12 protein-coding genes are annotated in these 20,241 nt (G+C 68.9%); 3 read left to right on the top strand and 9 right to left on the bottom strand.

The features are described 5' to 3' along the window. Window positions 1–94 precede the first annotated feature (94 nt). From ACH4SP_RS05940 to ngcE, 6 genes are all read right to left on the bottom strand, one after another. Window positions 95–973: a carbohydrate ABC transporter permease gene (locus ACH4SP_RS05940; protein WP_398409918.1), complete on the bottom strand. Its 879-nt coding sequence runs from the start codon at window positions 971–973 to the stop codon at window positions 95–97. Beyond that, window positions 973–1,920, bottom strand: a complete 948-nt coding sequence (locus tag ACH4SP_RS05935) for a carbohydrate ABC transporter permease (RefSeq protein WP_398409912.1) — start codon at window positions 1,918–1,920, stop codon at window positions 973–975. Before ACH4SP_RS05935 ends, ACH4SP_RS05940 begins: the two co-directional genes overlap by 1 nt. 54 nt (window positions 1,921–1,974) lie before the next feature. Next, window positions 1,975–3,252 carry an extracellular solute-binding protein gene (locus tag ACH4SP_RS05930; protein ID WP_398409906.1) on the bottom strand — a complete coding sequence of 426 codons (1,278 nt, stop codon included), beginning with the start codon at window positions 3,250–3,252 and terminating at the stop codon, window positions 1,975–1,977. A 237-nt stretch (window positions 3,253–3,489) separates the two neighbouring features. Beyond that, window positions 3,490–4,392 (bottom strand): carbohydrate ABC transporter permease, encoded by a 903-nt coding sequence (locus ACH4SP_RS05925; protein WP_398409903.1) that lies wholly within the window; start codon window positions 4,390–4,392, stop codon window positions 3,490–3,492. A 21-nt stretch (window positions 4,393–4,413) separates the two neighbouring features. Then, window positions 4,414–5,355, bottom strand: coding sequence for a carbohydrate ABC transporter permease (locus tag ACH4SP_RS05920; RefSeq protein WP_398411747.1), 942 nt, complete (start codon window positions 5,353–5,355; stop codon window positions 4,414–4,416). 200 nt (window positions 5,356–5,555) lie between these two features. Beyond that, a complete protein-coding gene (ngcE, locus tag ACH4SP_RS05915; RefSeq protein WP_398409896.1) occupies window positions 5,556–6,986 on the bottom strand; it encodes an N-acetylglucosamine/diacetylchitobiose ABC transporter substrate-binding protein in 1,431 nt (476 codons plus the stop codon). A 432-nt stretch (window positions 6,987–7,418) separates the two neighbouring features. Between ngcE and ACH4SP_RS05910 the strand changes: the two genes are divergently transcribed. Continuing rightward, complete coding sequence (locus ACH4SP_RS05910; protein WP_398409886.1) at window positions 7,419–11,297, top strand: GH92 family glycosyl hydrolase; 3,879 nt, start codon at window positions 7,419–7,421, stop codon at window positions 11,295–11,297. 55 nt (window positions 11,298–11,352) lie between these two features. Here the strand turns inward: ACH4SP_RS05910 and ACH4SP_RS05905 are convergent, their stop codons facing one another. Continuing rightward, a complete protein-coding gene (locus ACH4SP_RS05905) occupies window positions 11,353–13,239 on the bottom strand; it encodes an ABC transporter ATP-binding protein (RefSeq protein WP_398409880.1) in 1,887 nt (628 codons plus the stop codon). Continuing rightward, entirely contained in the window at window positions 13,236–14,987 is a 1,752-nt protein-coding gene (locus ACH4SP_RS05900) for an ABC transporter ATP-binding protein (protein ID WP_398409844.1), read from the bottom strand. Before ACH4SP_RS05900 ends, ACH4SP_RS05905 begins: the two co-directional genes overlap by 4 nt. Window positions 14,988–15,209: 222 nt before the next feature. On the opposite strand from ACH4SP_RS05900, the gene ACH4SP_RS05895 reads away from it, so the two are divergent. Further along, window positions 15,210–16,163, top strand: a complete 954-nt coding sequence (locus ACH4SP_RS05895; protein ID WP_398409837.1) for an FG-GAP repeat domain-containing protein — start codon at window positions 15,210–15,212, stop codon at window positions 16,161–16,163. A 91-nt stretch (window positions 16,164–16,254) separates the two neighbouring features. Here ACH4SP_RS05895 and acnA read toward each other — a convergent pair whose 3' ends face one another. Beyond that, window positions 16,255–18,966 (bottom strand): aconitate hydratase AcnA, encoded by a 2,712-nt coding sequence (gene acnA, locus ACH4SP_RS05890; RefSeq protein ID WP_398411744.1) that lies wholly within the window; start codon window positions 18,964–18,966, stop codon window positions 16,255–16,257. A gap of 283 nt (window positions 18,967–19,249) precedes the next feature. On the opposite strand from acnA, the gene ACH4SP_RS05885 reads away from it, so the two are divergent. After that, a complete protein-coding gene (locus ACH4SP_RS05885) occupies window positions 19,250–20,146 on the top strand; it encodes a virginiamycin B lyase (protein WP_398411741.1) in 897 nt (298 codons plus the stop codon). The last annotated feature ends 95 nt before the right edge of the window (window positions 20,147–20,241 follow it).

Raw genomic sequence — 20,241 nt, 5'->3', positions numbered from 1 at the left:
ACCTTGAGCGAAGCGGAGCCGGAACGCAACGCAGCGCCTGTCGACCCGGGTCGACAGGCGCTGCGTACCGCTCAGAATCGGGCTACTTCAAGGACTACTTCACCGATCCCGCCGTGAGGCCGGACACCACATGCCGCTCGATGAAGGCGAACAGGACGACGACCGGCACGATCGCCACCACGGACGCAGCGAAGAGGTAGTTCCACTGCACCGTGTACGCGCCGATGAAGTTGTTGATGCCGACCGTCAGCGGCTGGCTCGACGGGTCGGTGGTGAGGGTCAGCCCCATCGCGAACTCGTTCCACGTCGTGATGAACGTGAAGATCAGCGCGGTCACCACGCCGGGCAGCGCCAGCGGCAGCGTCACCTTGATCATCGCGCCGAACCTGCTGGTCCCGTCCACCATCGCCGCTTCCTCCAGCTCCGCGGGGATGGAGCCGATGTAGGCGGTCAGGATCCACACCGCGAAGGCGAGGTTGAAGGCCGCGTTGGTGATGATCAGCGTCCAGACCGAGTTGAGCATGTCCAGCTGGTAGAACTCGCGGTACAGACCGATCAGCAGGGCGGTCGGCTGGAACATCTGGGTGACCAGTACCAGGAGCAGGAAGATCTTCCGCCCCCGGAACTTCATCCGCGCCGTGTAGTACGCGGCGGGCAGCGCCACCAGCAGCACCAGCACCGTCGCCCCGCCCGCGACCAGCAGCGACACCTGGAGGTTCTGCCCGAGCGTGGACTCCTTCCAGACGTCGATGAAGTTCGACCACTCGAAACTGCTCGGCAGATAGGTGCGGTCGCGCAGCTCCGACTTGGGGCGCAGCGCGGTAATGATCATTTCCAGGTACGGGGCGAGGAAGAGCGCGGCGAGCCCCCAGGCCACCACCGCAATCACCAGGGTGCGCGGCCGGAAGGTGCGCTTCGGACGCCTGGCGGAGGGGCCCGTCGTCTTCGGCCGGGCGGCCGCAGCGGTGGCCATCAGTCCTCCTCGTTCCAGCGGCTGACCTTCAGGAAGATCAGCACGAGCACCACGACCAGCAGGAAGTTGACGACCGACATCGCGGCCGACTCCCCGATGTCGGTCTCCTTCAGCTTGTACATGAACACCATCGACGTGGAGGTGTCGTAGCCCGGACCGCCCTGGGTCATGGCCCAGATGATCGGGAAGGAGTTGAAGACGTTGATCAGGTTGATCACGACGCCGATCAGGAACGCCGGGCGCAGCATCGGCAGGGTGATGTGCCGGTACGTCTGCCAGGTCCCCGCGCCGTCGATGCGCGAGGCCTCGTACACCTCGCCCGGAATGGTCTGGAGTCCGGCGAGCAGCGTGTAGGTGGTGAAGGGCAGCGACACGAAGACGGCGACGGCCATCATCCACGGCCAGGCGGTGGACGCGGTGCCCAGCCAGTCCTCGGGCTTGTCGATGAGACCGAGGTCCATCATCACCGTGTTGAGCACGCCTGCGGTCTGGTTGAGCATCCACTTGAAGCCGATGGCGGTCATCAGCACGGAGGCGGCCCAGGGGGCGATCAGCGCCCAGCGGGTCACGGTGCGGCCCGGGAACTTCTGGTTGAAGAGCTGCGCCAGGGCCAGTGAGATCAGCATCGTGCAGGCCACGACGACGATCGTCCAGATCACCGTCCAGACGAGCACGGCGCCGAGGTCGGTCTCTTCGAAGAGCTTCTTGTACTTGTCGGTTCCGGCGCTGCCGCGCACCTTGCCGGAGATGGAGATGTTGAGGAACGAGGTGCGGATCAGCTCGACGACGGGCCAGACGACCACGAAGAGGATCAGCAGGATGACGGGCGCAATCCAGGGCAGCGGGCCGAGCCTGGCCAGTCCGCTGCGGCGGCTCACCGGCCTGGGGGTGCGCCCGCCCCGTCCCCGGCCTGCGTCGGCCGGGGACGGAGGGGCCTTGAGTGACACGGTTTCTCCTGGGAGAGGGTGCGAGGAACGAGGTGAACGGGCTGACTCAGCGCGTTACTTGGCGGCGGCGGCCGCCGCGTCCTCTGCCTTCTTCTGGAGGTCGTCCAGGACGGCCTTCGGGTCCTCGCCGGCCGCCTTGCCGCCGGTCTTCTTGATCTCGGCGGAGATGACGTCCCACGCGGTGTCGTTGACCGGGTAGAACTTCGCGCTCGGCAGTGCCTCGAAGAAGGGCTTCAGTGCCGCGTGCTTGGGGTTGGCCTGCATCTCGGCGACCGCGTCCGTGGTGACCGGCATGAAGTTGTACATCTCGGCGAAGCTCACCAGGTTCTTCTTGGTGTAGGTGAAGTCGAGGAACTTCTTCACCGCGTCCTTCTCCGCCTTGCCGTCCTTGAAGGCCATGGCCCAGTCGGCCACGCCGAGGGTGTTGGCCAGCGGTCCGTCCTTGCCGGGGATGGCGGTGACGCCGTAGTCGACCTTGCCGTCCAACGCCATCTGGACGACGCTCGGGTGACCGTTCATCAGGCCGACCTTGCCCGCGGCGAAGTCGGCGAAGGCCGTCTTGCGGTCCGTGGTGGCGGGGTTGGGGTAGGTCAGTCCTGGCTTGACCAGGTTGTCCTGGAGCCATTTGAACGTCTCGATGTTCTTGGGACTGTTGATGGTGTACTTGCCGGCGGCGTCGGTGTAGCCGCCGCCGTTGCCCATCTCCCACATCATGGTCTCGCCCTGGGCCTCCTCGGCGCCGAGCGGGAGGGCGTACGGGGTGTCGGCGGCCTTCTTGTCCTTGATCTTCTTCGCGGCGTCGGCGACCTCGGCCCAGGTGGTGGGCGGCTTGGCGACGCCGGCCGCGGCCAGCACCTTCTTGTTGTAGAAGAGCACTCGACTGGAGGAAACCCAGGGGATGCCGTACGCGGCGCCCTTGACCTCGCCCGCCTTGGCGAACGCGGGAACGATCTTGGCCTTGGTGGCGGGCGACAGCACGTCGTCGACCTTGTAGAGCAGGTCGTCGGCGACCTTGTCGGCGTAGCCGCCGGTCTGCAGGACGTCCGGCTCGTTGCCGGTCGCGATCATGTTCTTGACGGTCTTGTCGATGTCGTTCCAGTTGATGACCTGGACGTCGACCTTGTAGCCGGAGTTGGCGGCCTCGAAGTCCTTGGCGACCTTGTCCCAGAAGATCTTCGAGGCGTTGGAGGCCTTGTCGCCGTAGTCGGCAGCGACCACCTTGATGGTCTTGCCCTTGCCCTCGCTGCCGCCGTCGTCGCCGCCACCGCAGGCGCTCAGTCCCAGTGCCATCACGAGCGTTGCCGCACCGGTGGCGATTACCCGATTCCTCATGCTGTCCAACCCTTCGACCCTCAGTCGACTTGCTGCATTTTCCGGGGCAGGCCCCCGGACCCACCGGGCCGGGCGAAGATCTCCCGCAGCGCCGTGGCGCAGACACTACTCACGCCGCGGGAGAGCGCAACAGGCCTAGACCACTTTCGTGTCCAAGCCGAAATCAGCCTTCAACAGGGTCCCTTCACAAGTCACTTGAGCCGCTTCCCGGGGCCTCGCGGAGCCGTCCCCCGGGCCTCATTTGAGCGCTCCGGCGGTGAGCCCCGCCTGCACCTGCCGCTGGAAAACGGCGTACACGACGAGCACCGGGACCATCGCGATGGTCAGGCCCGCGAACAGCGCGCCCCAGTCGCCCCGGTAGCCCTGCGCGATGGCCAGCGAGGCGAGGCCCTGCGGCAGGACGTAGCTGGACTCGTCCTCGTTGTTGAGCAGCAGCGGCAGCAGGTACTGGTTCCACTGGCCGAGGAAGTTGAAGATGCCGATGCTCACCAGGCCCGGCTTGGCCATCGGCAGCATGATCTGGAAGAACGTACGGGTGTGGGACGCGCCGTCCATCATCGCCGCCTCCTGCACGCCGGTGGGCAGCGTGCGGAAGAAGGAGGTCAGGAAGAAGATGGTGAACGGCAGCGAATAGGCGATGTACGAGATGATCAGGCCGAGCCTGGTGTCGAGGAGCTGGAAGTTCTCCATCACCGCGAACAGCGGGATCAGGGCCAGGATGACCGGGAACATCATGCCGCCGGCGAACAGCATGAAGACGAGCTTGTTGCCGGGGAAGGTGAACCGGGCGATGACGTAGGCCGCCATCGAGCCGAGCAGCATGGTCCCGGTCAGCGAACCGGCCAGGATGATCAGCGAGTTGATCGCGTACTGGCCGATGTGCGCGGTGGTCCACGCGTTCACGAAGTTCTGCCAGTGCAGGGAGGCCGGCAGCCCCATCGGGTCGTTGAGGATGTCCACCGAGGTGCGGAACGCGGTGATCGCGACCCAGATCAGGGGGCCTGCCGCCATCACCGTCCAGAGCACCAGGAAGGCGTGCGAGAAGACGTTGAGGGCGGCGCCCTCCTTGGCCTTGCGGGATTTGCCGGCCGCGGCCGGTGCGGATCCCTCGGCGCGGGCCTGTGTGTCGAGTGTGGTCATGGTGCTGCGGCTCCCGCGCTCTCAGTATTCGATCCGGTCACGGTTCCCGACCCGCATGATGATCAGGGAGAACACCACGCTGAGGACGAGAAGTACGACGCCGATGGCGGTGGCGTAGCCGAACTGGCCCTCCCGGAAGCGTTCGTAGAGGAAGACCGGGGTCACCTTCAGGGCGTGCTTGGGCATCATCACGAGGACGATCGCGAAGGAGTCCAGGGCCTGGATTCCCATGTAGATCCAGCCGGTCCGCACGGTGTCCCAGATCAGCGGGAGGGTGACCTTGAAGAAGGTCGTGCCGCGGCCCGCGCCGTCCAGCAGCGCCGCCTCGTAGATGTCCTTGGGGATGGCGCCCATCGCCGCCGAGAACAGCACCACGTAGAAGCCGACGAAGCTCCAGCAGATGACGGTGAGCACGGCGATCAGGGCGAGCATGTGCTCGCCGCCCAGCCAGGCGGGCCCGGTGATGCCGAACGCGGACAGCGAGCCGTTGAGCAGACCGCTGTTGGTGTTGAAGACCCGCCCCCAGACCACCGCGATGATCGCGACGGAGAGGACCTGCGGGAAGAAGTAGACGACCTTGTAGAACGACGAGCCCGCGACACCCGCGATGGCCTGGCCCTTACGGTGCCGGCCGCCCGCGGTGATCATGTACGCGAAGAACATGCCGAGGACGAGGGTGACCAGCGGGGCCACCACCAGCAGGGTGAGGCTGGTGGTCGCGGAGTCCCAGAACCGCTCGTCGTTCCACATCTTGACGTAGTTGCCGAAGCCGTTGAAATTGGCGATCGGCCCGCCGGCCCAGTCGGTGAACGAGTAGTAGATCGCCTGAATGAAGGGCGAGATCACGAAGATCCCGTAGAACACCAGCGGAATCACCAGGAATCCCGCGATGAACCGGTATTTGTCGAGGGTGCGGTATCTCCGGTCGTAGCGGACCCGCTCGGGTGTGAATCGGGGCGGCAGCAGAATTGCCGCGAGGAACAACAGCTGGTTGGGGGGCTTTTCTGCCCTTTTCTCGATACTCACGCCGCTCCGATTCCACCCGCTCCGTGCACGCGCCGCGCGCGTGCACACGTACTCGGCCCGGTAGTTGTCGGGCCGTTGATCCCCAGGCCGGTCGTCAGATGATTTCCCGACGGCTCACCGTGCGCCCCGGCCGGCCGTCAGACCTTCTTGATCTTCGTGATGTCGGGATCCTTGGCGACCCGGTCGGAGGCCTTCTGCATGGCGTCCATGGCCTCCTTCGTCGACATCTCGCCCATCATGAACTTGCCCATCGTCTTGTCGAAGTCCTCGGTGAAGAGCTCTCCGTACCACTCCTTGAAGAAGGGGATGACGATGTTGTCGCCGGCCGCGGTGATGGCCTTCTGCGCGCTGTCGGTGCCGGGCGGCAGCTGCATTCCGTCGATGGCGCCCTTGAGGGCCGGGATTCCGCCGGTCTCCTTGAAGAGGTTGACGGAGGCCTCCTTGCTGTACATCATCCGCATCCACTCCAGGCCGCCCTGTACGTTCGCGGCCTTGGCCGGGACGATGAAGGGCTCGCCGGGCGGCGAGTACAGCGTGCCGAACGGCAGGGCGTCGCCCTTGTCGAGCGAGGGCGTGGCGCCGACCGTCATCCCGAAGCCCTTCGGGGTGGTGTCCTTGGCCTCGTTCTCCACCCAGGTCCCGTTGGGCACGAAGACGCACTTGCCCTTGGTCCAGGCGGTCTGCATCTCGGTGTGGCCCTCGGTGCTGTCGAAGCCGGTGAGGACGTACTTCTTGGCGACGATCTCCTCGAAGGCCTCGAAGACGGACTTCACGGCGTCGTGCTTCCAGGCGTTCGGCTCCAGGTAGTCCATCGCCTCGATGACCTTGCGGCCGCCGGCCTGCGCGAACATCGCGTACATGGAGAAGAGCATGTAGCGGGGGTGACCGCCCGGGTAGCTCCAGCCGTGGATGCCCTTGGCCTTGGCCTTCTTGCAGACCTCGATCATCGCGTCCCAGGTCTTCGGGTACGCGACCTCCAGGGTCTCCTCCAGCATCCGCTTGGAGTACCAGTTGCCGTACACCGTCATGGCGATGTTGAGCTGGTAGCAGCCCTTGGTGCCGAAGGCGCCCATCGGCTGCATCGCCGGGTAGAGGCTGTCGCGGACGGTGACCTTGGGGTCGTCCCAGGAGGGCGCGTTGAGCATCTCGGTGAAGTCGGCGACCTGCTGGTTGGTCACCAGCTTGCCGATGTTCATCTGGTCGGCGCCGGAGTTGTTGATGACGTCGGCCGAGGGGTTGCCGCGGACGATCTTCGGCTGGAGCTGGGTGGCGATCTTCTCCGTGGCCTTCTGCGCGGCCTGGGACTTCGGGTACGCCTTCTTGTACATGTCGGTGACGAACTGGGCGTACTTGTCCTTGTAGCCGCCGTTGAAGATGTAGACCGACAGCGCGGCGTCCTCCTTCACCCCCAGCGGGTTCTTGGTGGACTTCGTGCCCTTCTCGGCCTTCTCGCCGCTGCCGCCACCACTGGCGCAGGAACTGAGGGCACCGACTCCGGGCACTGCGAGAAGGCCTGCGGCGGCCGTCCTCTTCAGCACATCACGACGGTTGACGTTGGTGGGTCCCATGCTCAAGTCCTCGCCCTCTCCAGGACTCAGGCGGTGTACCGGTGCGCCCGCACAAGAATTCACTCGGGCGAAGGGCCCCGCCACCGCGGTCAGACGACTCGATCGATTCTGGATTCAGCTGATTCTGCGGGATTTCCGGGTGCGCGAAGGGGGCACTCGATGCCACCCCCGTGATCCCCGTACCCCCTGGTCCGCGCCGGTTTCCCGAGCGGTACGGACGCCGATAGGTATAGTCCACTTCCCGTCAACTGGGCAAGATCGAAAGCAAGGTTGGACGGCGTTCTTTCCCGAGTTGAGACCTCTTGGATATCTGGGCGCACATTTGTCCAACTGGCGCGCCCATGAACACCCTTGACACCACTGGCCCCTTGGATCCCTACTGGTGTTACGTACGCTCTTGACAACGTTGTCTGAGTAAAGGAAGCACTCGGGATGCAGCCCAGACCCAGACCTGTCGGATCCAGACGGGGCAGGGGCACCGCAGCGGCCCTCGCGAGCCTCGTCGCGGCCGCCCTGACGATGACCGCACTGGCCCCCTCGGCGGCGGTCGCCCTGCCGAAGCAACCGGCACAGCCCGCCCAACCAGGGCCCGCGACACGGGGGTTCAGCTCCTCCTTCGAGGCGGACGACCCCGCCCCCACCTGGCGCAACACCGTCGAAACCGACGCACAGGGACGCAAGAGGTCCTCCGGCGTCGACGGCGGTGACAGCGCCGGAATCCCCGGCAGCGTCACCGACCGGGTCACCGAGCTCCGCGCCAGCGCCGAGAACGCGGCGGGCGGCGAGGTGAAGGAGAACCTGATCGACGTCACGCCGGGCAGCAAGTGGCTGTCGTTCCTGCCGGCCGGCTGGGTCGAGTTCGACCTCGACGAGCCCACCAAGGTCGTGACGTACGCGCTGACGTCGGCCAACGACCACGCCGAGCGCGACCCCAAGGACTGGACCCTCCAGGGCTCCACCGACGGGAAGACCTGGAAGACGCTGGACACCCGGAAGGGCGAGTCCTTCACCTCGCGCTTCCAGACCAGGACGTACGACTTCGCCAACGACACCGCGTACAAGCACTACCGGCTCGACATCACCGCCAACGGCGGCGCCCCGATCCTCCAGCTCGCGGACGTTCAGTTCTCGAACGGGGACACCTCGACGCCGACCCCGGAGGACATGCGCAGCCAGGTCGACCGCGGCCCGTCGGGCTCCCCCACCGCGAAGTCGGGTGCGGGCTTCACGGGCAAGCGGGCGCTGCGCTACGCGGGCACCCACAAGCCGGCCGGCCGGGCGTACTCGTACAACAAGGTCTTCGACGTCAACACGCGCATCGGCCGGAACACCGAGCTGTCCTACCGCGTCTTCCCCTCGCTCCCCGCCGACGAGAAGGGCGCGGACCTCAACTACCCCGCCACGAACGTGTCGGTGGACCTGGCCTTCACCGACGGCACCTATCTGAGTGAGCTGCGCGCCCTCGACCAGCACGGCGCCGTCCTGTCGCCGCAGGGCCAGGGCGCCTCCAAGACGCTGTACGCGAACCAGTGGAACCACAAGGCGTCCCGGATCGGCGCGGTCGCGGCCGGCAAGACGGTCGACCGGATCCTGGTCGCGTACGACAACCCGAAGGGCCCGGCGAAGTTCCGCGGCTGGATCGACGACGTGACGATCGCCGAGAAGGCGCCGGAGAAGCCCCTCGCCCGGCTGTCGGACTACGCGAGCACCACCCGGGGCACGAACTCCAGCGGTTCGTACTCGCGCGGCAACAACATCCCGGCGACCGCGGTGCCGCACGGCTTCAACTTCTGGACGCCGGTGACCAACGCGGGCTCCACCAGCTGGCTGTACGACTACGCGCGCGGCAACAACGCCGACAACCTGCCCACCCTCCAGGCCTTCAGCGCGAGCCACGAGCCGAGCCCCTGGATGGGCGACCGGCAGACCTTCCAGCTGATGCCGTCGGCGGTCCCGGGCACCCCGGACGCCTCCCGCACGGCCCGCGCGCTGCCCTTCCGCCACGAGAAGGAGACGGCGAAGCCGCACTACTACGGCGTGACCTTCGAGAACGGTCTGCGGACCGAGATGACGCCGACCGATCACGCGGCGATGATGCGGTTCACCTATCCGGGAGCGGACGCCAGCGTCATCTTCGACAACGTGTCGAACGACGGCGGCCTCACCCTCGACCCGAAGACCAGCTCCTTCACCGGCTTCTCCGACGTGAAGAGCGGTCTGTCGACCGGCGCGACCAGGCTCTTCGTGTACGGCGTCTTCGACGCACCGGTGACCGCGAGCGGAAAGCTGAGCGGCGGCGGGGGCGCGGACGTGACGGGCTATCTGCGCTTCGAGCCGTCCGCGCGGAAGCAGGTGACACTCCGGCTCGCGACGTCCCTCATCAGCGTGGACCAGGCGAAGCAGAACCTCACGGCGGAGATCCCGGCGGGCTCCCGCTTCGAGCGGATCCAGGACCGCGCGCAGGACGCCTGGGACTCCGTCCTCGGCCGCGTCGAGGTCGAGGGCGCCGGCCGCGACCAGCTGACCACCCTGTACTCCAGCCTCTACCGGCTCTACCTCTACCCCAACTCCGGGCACGAGAAGGTGGGTTCGAGGACGAAGTACGCCAGCCCCTTCTCTCCGCAGACCGGCCCCGACACCCCCACCCACACCGGCGCGAAGATCGTCGACGGTGAGGTGTACGTCAACAACGGCTTCTGGGACACCTACCGCACCACCTGGCCCGCGTACTCCTTCCTCACTCCGAAGAAGGCGGGGAAGCTCGTCGACGGGTTCGTCCAGCAGTACAAGGACGGCGGCTGGATCTCCCGCTGGTCGTCGCCGGGCTACGCGGACCTGATGACCGGCACCTCGTCCGACGTGGCGTTCGCCGACGCGTACGTCAAGGGCGTCGACTTCGACGCGGGCGCCGCGTACGAGGCGGCACTGAAGAACGCCACCGTCCTGCCGCCCTTCTCCGGCGTCGGCCGCAAGGGCATGGACACCTCACCCTTCCTCGGTTACGCCTCCACCCAGACCCACGAGGGCCTGTCCTGGTCCCTGGAGGGCTACCTCAACGACTACGGCCTCGCGAAGATGGGCGAGGCGCTCTACAAGAAGACGAAGAAGGCCCGCTACCGGGAGGAGTCGGCGTACTTCCTCAACAGGGCCCAGAACTACGTGAAGTTGTTCGACCAGAAGGCCGGCTTCTTCCAGGGCCGCGACCTCAAGGGCGACTGGCGGGTGCCTTCGGAGAAGTACGACCCGCGCATCTGGGGCCACGACTACACCGAGACGAACGGCTGGGGCTACGCCTTCACCGCCCCGCAGGACAGCCGCGGCCTCGCCAACCTGTACGGCGGCCGCTCCGGCCTCGGCCAGAAGCTCGACACCTACTTCTCGACGCCGGAAACCGCGTCGCCCGAGTTCGCCGGTTCGTACGGCAGCGTCATCCACGAGATGACCGAGGCGCGTGACGTACGGATGGGCATGTACGGCCACTCCAACCAGGTCGCGCACCACGCCACGTACATGTACAACGCGGCCGCGCAGCCCTGGAAGACACAGGCCAAGGTCCGCGAGGTACTCTCCCGCCTCTACACCGGCAGCGAGATCGGCCAGGGCTACCACGGCGACGAGGACAACGGCGAGCAGTCCGCCTGGTTCCTCTTCTCCTCGCTGGGCTTCTACCCGCTGGTGATGGGCAGCGGCGAGTACGCGATCGGCTCCCCGCTCTTCACCAAGGCGACGGTCCGTATGGAGAACGGCCGCGAGCTGGTGGTGAAGGCCCCGAAGAACAGCGCGCAGAACATCTACGTGCAGGGCGTCAAGGTCAACGGCAAGCGGTGGACGTCGACCGCGCTGCCGCACGCCACGCTCGCCAGGGGCGGCACCGTCGAGTTCGAGATGGGGCCGAGGCCGTCCGCCTGGGGCACCGGGAAGAACGACGCTCCGGTCTCGATCACGCAGAACGACACGGTGCCGGCGCCGCGCACCGACGCGGTCGAGGGAGCAGGTCCGCTCTTCGACAACTCCTCTGCGACCGAGGGGCAGTTGACCTCGCTCGAACTGCCGGTGAAGTCACCGGTGAAGGCCGTGCAGTACACGCTGACGTCGGCCGAGGCGGCCAGGGCGCCGACCGGCTGGGTGCTCCAGGGCTCGGCGGACGGCACGGTCTGGCGGGACCTGGACAAGCGGTCGGGCGAGTCGTTCGCGTGGTCGCGTCAGACACGGGTGTTCACCGTCGCGGCTCCGGGAACGTACGCCAAGTACCGCTTGGTGGCGGCCGGTTCGGGCGGCGGGACACTCGCGGAAGTGGAGCTGCTGAGGTAACTCGGCGCGCGGGGGCGGGTGTTGAGCCCGCCCCCGACGGCTCGGCTGCCGTATCTCAGCGCACGCTCCCGCGCGTACCGGCCCAGGCCTCCCAGAGCGACGCGTACCGCCCGCCCGCCGCCCGGAGTTCGTCGTGCGTGCCGGTCTCGACGATCCGCCCGGCGTCGAGGACGACCACGCGGTCCGCGGTCGCCGCCTGGGTGAGCCGGTGCGCCACGATCAGCGCGGTCCTGCCGTCCACCGCGTGGGCGGCGGCCTTCTCCAGGGCACGGGCGCCGGTGCTGCCCGCCTCCGCGGTGGCCTCGTCGAGGATCGCGACCGGCGGGTCGGCGAGGACCAGCCGGGCCAGGGCGAGCGACTGGGTCTGGGAGCTGGTGAGCCGGTGACCACCGTCGCCGACGACCGTGTCCAGCCCGTCGGGGAGCGCCTCCGCCCAGGTCAGGGCGTCCACCCGGGCGAGCGCCTCGCGCAGTTCGGCGACGGAGGCGCCCGGTCTGGCCAGGCGCAGGTCCTCGGCGAGGGGGCCCGCGAAGACATGGGTCTCCTGGGTGACCAGGGCGACGGCGCGGCGCACTGCCGCCGGGCCGAGGTCGGCGAGGTCCGCGCCGCCGATCCGTACCGTGCCCGTGCCGGGCCGGTGGATGCCCGCGACCAGCTTGGCGAGGGTGGTCTTGCCCGCGCCACTCGCCCCGACCAGGGCAACCCGCTCCCCCGGGCGGAGGGTCAGGTCGATGTCCCGCAGGACGGGGTGGCCCTCCTGGTAGGAGTGGCCGAGGCCGGTCACGGTGACGGAGGCGTCGCGCGGCACGGCGGGCCGCTCCGGCTCCTCGGGCAGCGGCAGATCGGCGACGCCGACGAGCCGGGCGAGTCCCGCGGTGGCCTTCTGCGCGTCGTCGAGGAGTACGAGCGCGGCGTTGACCGGCCCGAAGAGGCTGTGGAAGTAGAGGGCGGCGGCGGTCGCCGTGCCGAGCGAGGCGGAGCCGTCGCGGACCAGCCAGTACCCGGCGCCGATGACGGCGGCGAGGCCGATGAACTCCGCGACGTGCAGTCGGCAGTAGAAGCTCAGGACCAGTCGTACGCCCCGCATCGTCACGTCCACGGCGGCTCCCGAGCGCGCGGTGACGCGCTCGCTGTGGGCCCGCTCCAGGCGCAGCGCCCGTACGGTCGTGGCCCCGCCGATGGTGGCGAGGAGCTGCTGCTGGAGCGACCCGGTGACGACGCGCTGCTCCGCGTAGAGGGGGACGGCCCCGCGCAGGTACCAGCGCGCGGTGTACGCCTGCACGGGTACGGCGAGCAGCGCGGCCAGCAGGAACCGCCAGTCGAGGAGGGCGAGCGCGCCCAGGGTGAGGGCGATGGCGACCACCGAGCGGGCCAGCTCGGGCAGCGCGCTGCGTACGGCGTTGGCGACGAGGGAGACGTCACCGGTGACGCGCACGGTGAGGTCTCCCGAGCCCGCCCGTTCGACGCGCTCCAGCGGAAGTCCGAGCGCCCGCTCGACGACCCGCTCGCGCAGCCCGGCGAGTACGGTCTCGCCGAGCCGGGCGATCCGGGACAGGCCGACGCCGGTCAGTACGCCCTGGACGACGGCGACGGCGACGAGCAGCGCCACGACGACCGTGATCGCGTCGGCGCCGCCGCGGCCGGTGGCCAGGTCGACGATGCGGCCGAGCAGCGGCTGCAGGAGCAGTCCGACGGCGGTCGCGACGATGAGGGTGCCGAAGCCGCCGAGCGCCAACAGCCGGTGCGGGCGGGCGAGTTCACGGACGGCGGCGCGGGTCCTGGCGGGCGTGGCGATGGGCAGCAGCCCGGTGTCCCGGCGCTTGCCGGGCGCGCCCTTCGCGGTGGGGGCTCCCTCGGTTCCCTTGGTTCCCTTGGCCCTCTTGGATCCGTTGGATCCGTTGGATCCGTTGGTCTCGCTGGTTTCGTTGGTGAGCGTCGTCATGAGAGCACCGCCGTGCGGTAGGTGTCGTACCGGTCGAGGAGTTCGGCGTGCGCGGCCGTGTCGGTGACGCGCCCGCCTTCGAGGAAGAGCACCCGGTCGGTGACGGCCAGGAGGGCCGGGCTGGTGGCGACGACGAGGGTGGTACGGCCCCGGCGGACGCCCCGCAGGCCGTCGGCGATCCTGGCCTCGGTGACCGCGTCGACGGCGGTGGTCGGATCGTGGAGCACGAGCACGGGCGGGTCGGCGGCGAGCGCGCGGGCCAGGGCGACGCGCTGGCGCTGGCCGCCGGAGAGGGAGCGGCCGCGCTCGGTGACCGGGGTCTCGGTGCCGTACGGCAGGGAGTCGGCGACCTCGTCGGCGCCGGAGGCGGCGAGGGCCGGGCCGAGGTCGTGTCCCTCGGGTGCGGCGGCGGCGATGTTCTCGGCGAGGGTGCCCTCGAAGAGGTCGGCGTCGTGGTCGGCGACGAGGACCGCGGTACGTATTCGGGCCGGGTCGAGGGCGGTGAACCCGACGCCGTCCAGGGCGACGGAACCGCTCTCGGGGTCGCTGCGGCGCCCGAGGCAGCCGAGCAGGGCGGCGGCGTCGGCGGGGTCGGGCGCGACGACACCGAGCAGTTCGCCGGGTTCGGCGGCGAGGTCGACGGCGTCGAGGGTGCCGTGGGTGACGCGGCTCATCCGTATGCGACCGGCGTCGGGGCCGGTGGCGGCGGGGTCCGACGGCGCCTCGCCCGCGGGGCCTGTGGCGGCGACGTCCGACGGCGCCTCACCCGCGGGGCCTGTGACGGCGGGTGCGGCCCCCAGTACCTCCGCGATCCTCGCCGCCGAGGCCCGGCCCTGGGCGAACCCCGCCGCGAGCCGGGACAGTCCGGAGAGCGGGCCGAGGAGGAAGAGGGCGAGGCCGACCGCCGAGACGAGTTCGCCGATGCTGATGTCGCCGCGTGCGGCGAGCCGTCCGCCGACCAGGGCGACGAGGGCGATGAAAACGCCGGTCAGCATGAGGACCACCCCGCCCTGCCACGCCTGCGCCCGAGCCGCCCGCAGGGTCGCGGCGAGCGCGTCGCGGCTGGTGCCCCGGTAGCGGGCGAGGGCCGCCGACTCGGCGCCGATGCCCTTGAGCACCCGCAGCCCGGCGACCAGGTCGGCGGCGATGCCCGAGGAGTGCGCGGCGCGCTCCTGCTCGCCGTGACTGCGCCGCTCCAGCGGCTTGCTGAGGAGCTGACCGAGCCAGAGCAGCAGGGGCGTGCCGAGCAGGACCACCAGGCCGAGCAACAGCGAGATCCGGACCAGCACCACGGCGCTGACGAGGATCGCGCTCAGTACGGCGACGGCCAGGACGAAGGCCATGCAGACGGCGCCGACGCGCCGGGCGTCCTCGGTGGCGATGCTGGTCAGGGCGCCGGGCAGGCGCCCTTCGTCCGCGCCGCCCGCCGGTTCGACGATCCGTCCCACGAGTGCGGTGCGCAGGTGGTGGGCGGCGGTCTCGGCTGCGCGTTCGCCGGCGCGGGCGCCGAAGCGGAAGCTGAAGGAGAGGGCGACGTACAGCACCGCGAGTCCGGCGAGCCACCACAGCAGCTGGCTGCCGTCGCTGCGGCCCACGGCCCGGTCGATGACGAGGCCGATGAAGACGGGAACCAGCGCCTCGGCCGCCTGGTGCCCTGCGCCGAACACGGCACCGAGCGCGAGATGCCGCCGCTGCCCGACGAGCGAACGCCTCAGAACGTCCCGCCCCGAAAGGGCTGTTGCCCCCACCGCATACCTCCGATGACCACCCTGACCCAATGAAACTTAGGTAAGGCTAGCCTAAAATCTCTGCAGGAATCACTGGCATCCACCGCCTCTTCCCTCCCGCCCCAAATACCCCTGGCGTCACCCCAGTTGACATGTGAAGATGTCGTGCACTTATCAAGACGACTGCGTGACGCGACTCTTCACACCAGTCGCGCCGCGGCTCCTTCACCGCTGGAGACATGCATGGCAGCACTCCCCTCCCGTCGGCGCGGACGCTTCCTGTCCCGCCTCACCGTCGCCGCGCTCGCCGCCTCGCTCGTCGCCGCCACGGCCGGCACGGCGCAGGCCGGGGACGCCCCGGCGCCTTCGCACGGGTCCGCCGCAGGCCTGCAGGACGGGGTCCGCGGCAAGGCCGCGGCCTCGCAGAACACGTTGCGCGCCGCCGCGCCCCGTGCCGCCGGTGCTACCGCCGTGCTCCAGCCCCTGCTGGGCGTCACCGCCGACAGCATCTACGTCTACGACCCGGACTGGAAGGGCGGCTACCTGCCCGCCCAGTACGGGAACGACACGTGGGACTTCATGAAGGGCGCCACCCAGACCGACCACGACGGCGACGGCATCGCCAACGCCATGTGGGGCTTCACCAAGGACGGCCACCTCTACTACAACGACGGTGTCGCCGAGCAGCGCCACATCGGCGGCGGCTGGAACACCTACAACCGCGTCTTCTCGCCCGGCGACCTGGGCGGCGCCCAGGGCTACGACCTCGTGGCCCGGGACGGCGCGGGCGTGCTGTGGATCTACCTCGGGTACGAGAACGGCACCGTCACCTCCCGCACCAAGGTCGGCGCGGGCTGGGGCCAGTACACCCAGATCGCCGGCACCGGCGACATCAGCGGCGACGGCAGGGCCGACATCGTCGCCCGGGACTCCGCCGGCACGCTCTGGCTCTACCAGGGCACGGGCAACTACGCCGCGCCGTTCAAGCCCCGCACCAGGATCGGCGCGGGCTGGAACACGTACAACACCCTCCTGGGTGCGGGCGACATCGACACCGACGGCATCACCGACCTGGTCGCCCGCGGCAACGACGGCACGCTGTGGCGCTACTCGGGCACCGGCAACCCGGCGGCTCCGTACAAGGCGCGCGTGCAGATCGGCACCGGCGGCTGGAACAAGTACCGCTTCCTCTTCTAGTCCTGTTCCTCTTCCAGTCCTGGCCGTACGGCGAAGGGCCGCACCCCCTCCTCAGGAGGGGGTGCGGCCCTTCGCCGTCAGATGCCCGGTACTAGCTGCGGATCAGGCTGCGCAGCACGTACTGCAGGATGCCGCCGTTGCGGTAGTAGTCCGCCTCGCCGGGGGTGTCGATGCGCAGCTTGGCGTCGAACTCGACGTCGCCTGCCTTCACCTTCAGCGTCTCCGGGATGCCGCCCTCGTTGAGGCCGGTGACACCGGTGATCGAGAAGGTCTCCTCGCCGGTCAGCCCCAGGGAGGCGGCCGAGGCGCCCTCCGGGTACTGGAGCGGGAGGACGCCCATGCCGATCAGGTTCGAGCGGTGGATGCGCTCGTACGACTCGGCGATGACGGCCTTGACGCCCAGGAGCGCGGTGCCCTTGGCCGCCCAGTCGCGGGACGAGCCCGAGCCGTACTCCTTGCCCGCCAGGATGACCAGCGGGGTGCCGGCGGCCTGGTAGTTCTGCGAGGCGTCGTAGATGTACGAGACCGGGGCGTCGGCCTGCGTGAAGTCACGCGTGAAGCCGCCCTCGGTGCCCGGCGCGATCTGGTTGCGCAGGCGGATGTTGGCGAACGTGCCGCGGATCATGACCTCGTGGTTGCCTCGGCGCGAGCCGTACGAGTTGAACTCGCGGCGCTCGACACCGTGCTCGGTGAGGTACTTGCCGGCCGGGGTGTCGGCCTTGATCGCACCGGCCGGGGAGATGTGGTCGGTGGTGACCGAGTCACCCAGCTTGGCCAGCACACGGGCGCCCGCGATGTCCTCGACCGGGGTCGTCTCCATCGTCATGCCCTCGAAGTACGGGGGCTTGCGCACGTAGGTGGACTCGTTGTCCCACTCGAAGGTGTTGCCGGTCGGGATCGACAGCGCCTGCCACTGGGCGTCGCCCGCGAAGACGTCCTGGTAGGACTTGTTGAACATGTCCTCGCCGATGGAGTTGGCGACGACGTCGTTGACCTCGGCCTCGGTCGGCCAGATGTCGGCCAGGTAGACCGGCTTGCCGTCCTGGTCGGTGCCGAGCGCGTCCTTGGTGATGTCCACCTTCATGGAGCCCGCGATGGCGTACGCGACGACCAGCGGCGGCGACGCCAGGTAGTTCATCTTGACGTCGGGGTTGATCCGGCCCTCGAAGTTGCGGTTGCCGGAGAGGACCGAGGTGACCGCGAGGTCGGCGTCGTTGATCGCCTTGGAGATCTCCTCCTCCAGCGGACCCGAGTTGCCGATGCAGGTGGTGCAGCCGTAGCCGACCAGGTTGAAGCCGACCTTGTCGAGGTACGGGGTGAGCCCGGCCTTGTCGAAGTAGTCGGTGACGACCTTGGAGCCCGGGGCGAGGGTGGTCTTGACCCACGGCTTGCGGGTCAGGCCCTTCTCGGTGGCCTTCTTCGCGACGAGCGCGGCGGCGACCATCACGTACGGGTTCGAGGTGTTGGTGCAGGAGGTGATGGCCGCGACCGTCACCGCGCCGTGGTCGATCTCGAAGGACGAGCCGTCCGCCATGGTGACCAGGGTCGGCTTCGTGGGAACGCCGTTGGAGACCGCCGGGGAGTCGGACGCCGGGAAGGACTCCTTGCCGGCCTCCTCGTCGTCGGAGACGTAGTTGCGGACGTCCACGGCGAACTGCTGCGAGGCGTTGGCCAGGACGATGCGGTCCTGCGGGCGCTTCGGACCGGCGATCGACGGGACGACCGTCGCGAGGTCCAGCTCCAGCTTCTCGGAGAAGTCGGGCTCGGCGGCCGGGTCCAGCCACAGACCCTGCTCCTTGGCGTACGCCTCGACGAGCGCGACCTGCTGGGCGTCGCGGCCGGTCAGACGGAGGTACTTCAGCGTCTCGTCGTCGATCGGGAAGATCGCGGCGGTGGAGCCGAACTCCGGCGACATGTTGCCGATGGTGGCGCGGTTGGCCAGCGAGGTGGCGGCGACGCCCTCACCGTAGAACTCGACGAACTTGCCGACGACGCCGTGCTTGCGCAGCATCTCGGTGATCGTCAGCACCAGGTCGGTGGCGGTCGTGCCGGCCGGGAGCTCGCCGGTCAGCTTGAAGCCGACGACGCGCGGGATCAGCATGGAGACCGGCTGGCCGAGCATCGCGGCCTCGGCCTCGATGCCGCCGACGCCCCAGCCCAGCACGCCCAGGCCGTTGACCATGGTGGTGTGCGAGTCGGTGCCGACGAGGGTGTCGGGGTAGGCCTGGCCACCCCGGACCATGACCGTGCGCGCCAGGTGCTCGATGTTGACCTGGTGGACGATGCCGGTGCCCGGGGGGACGACCTTGAACTCGTCGAAGGCGGTCTGGCCCCAGCGCAGGAACTGGTAGCGCTCCTTGTTGCGGCCGTACTCCAGCTCCACGTTCTGCTGGAAGGCGTTCGCCGTGCCGAACTTGTCGGCGATGACGGAGTGGTCGATGACCAGCTCGGCCGGGGCGAGCGGGTTGATCTTCGCCGGGTCGCCGCCCAGCTCCTTCACGGCCTCACGCATGGTGGCGAGGTCCACGACGCAGGGCACGCCGGTGAAGTCCTGCATGATCACGCGGGCCGGCGTGAACTGGATCTCCTGGCTGGGCTGTGCCTGGGAGTCCCAGCTGCCGATCGCCCGGATGTGGTCGGCGGTGATGTTCGCGCCGTCCTCCGTGCGGAGCAGGTTCTCCAGCAGGACCTTCAGGCTGTAAGGGAGGCGCGCGGAGCCCTCGACCTTGTCCAGCTTGAAGATCTCGTACGACTCGTCACCCACGCGCAGCGTGCTGCGGGCGTCGAAGCTGTTCGCCGACACGACAGTCTCCTTCATTCAAAAAATGTGCGCGTTCTACCGCAATACAGCAATCCTGCCGCCACGACTCCGGGCCGACCCGCTAAGGTAAGGCTTAGTTAGGTAACCCTTACCGAGAAGTGGTGACTGCGGCGCGCTGGGCAGATATCTCGATGTCGAGATAACTCTAGTACATGGCCGCAGTACGGTCATGCCCGGTAGCCTCCTCGACCCGCCACGGCGCGGGCGGGGCGCTCCCGCATGCCCTCGTACCCGGTCAAGGAGAATGCCCGTGCCACGCCCCCGCATGTCCATTACCGACGTTCCCGTGCCGGACGGCAAGGCGGGACCGTACGGGGTCACGGCCGGCCCGGACGGTGCGATGTGGTTCACCGGGGTGCACGGGGGAAGCATCGGGCGGCTCGGCCCCGACGGGTCCTTCGCCTCGTACCCGCTCGCACACGCGGACGGCGGGCCGACGGTGATCACCGCGGGCCCCGACGACGGGGCGCTGTGGTTCACCGAGTACCAGGGCCACCGGATCGGCCGGATCACGACCGACGGCGAGCTCCGCACACATCCGCTGCCCGAGGCTGGTCCGTACGGGATCACAGCGGGGCCCGACGGTGCGATGTGGTTCACCGAGATGAACACCGACCGGATCGGCCGGATCGCCGCCGACGGCTCGATCACCCACTTCGCGCTGCCGGTCGCCCCCGGGGCCTTCCCGTCCGCCATCGCCGCAGGTCCCGGCGGTGACCGGCTGTGGTTCACGCTGAACCAGGCCAACGCGATCGGCTCGATCACCCCCGACGGCCACGCCGAGATCCATCCGCTGCCCACCCCGGCCGCCGGTCCGGTCGGCCTCGCGGCCGGCCCCGACGGGGCGATGTGGTTCGTCGAGATCATGGCCGGGCAGATCGGGCGGATCGACGCCACCGGGCGGATCGACGAGTTTGAGCTGCCGGACCGCGCCGCGCGACCGCACGCACTGACCGTGGGGGCCGACGGGGCGATGTGGTTCACCGAGTGGGGCGCGAACCGGGTCGGCCGGATCGCTCTCGACGGCTCCCGCATCGACTCGTACGACCTCCCCTCCCCCGCCTCGGAACCGCACGGCATCGCGCTCGGTCCCGACGGGACGCTCTGGGTGGCGATGGAGACCGGCTCACTGGTCGGGGTCCGCGCCGAAGCGGATCTGTGACCGCTTCGGATCTGTGACCGCTTCGGATACATGACGGAAGCTGTCATGTATCCACACCACAGTGCTCTCCACAGGGCCAACGCCGCTCGTGCGGC

Origin of the sequence: Streptomyces sp. NPDC021093 (genome assembly GCF_044333135.1) — a bacterium.
GTDB lineage: Bacteria > Actinomycetota > Actinomycetes > Streptomycetales > Streptomycetaceae > Streptomyces.
This window is presented reverse-complemented; position numbering and strand designations above follow the sequence as displayed.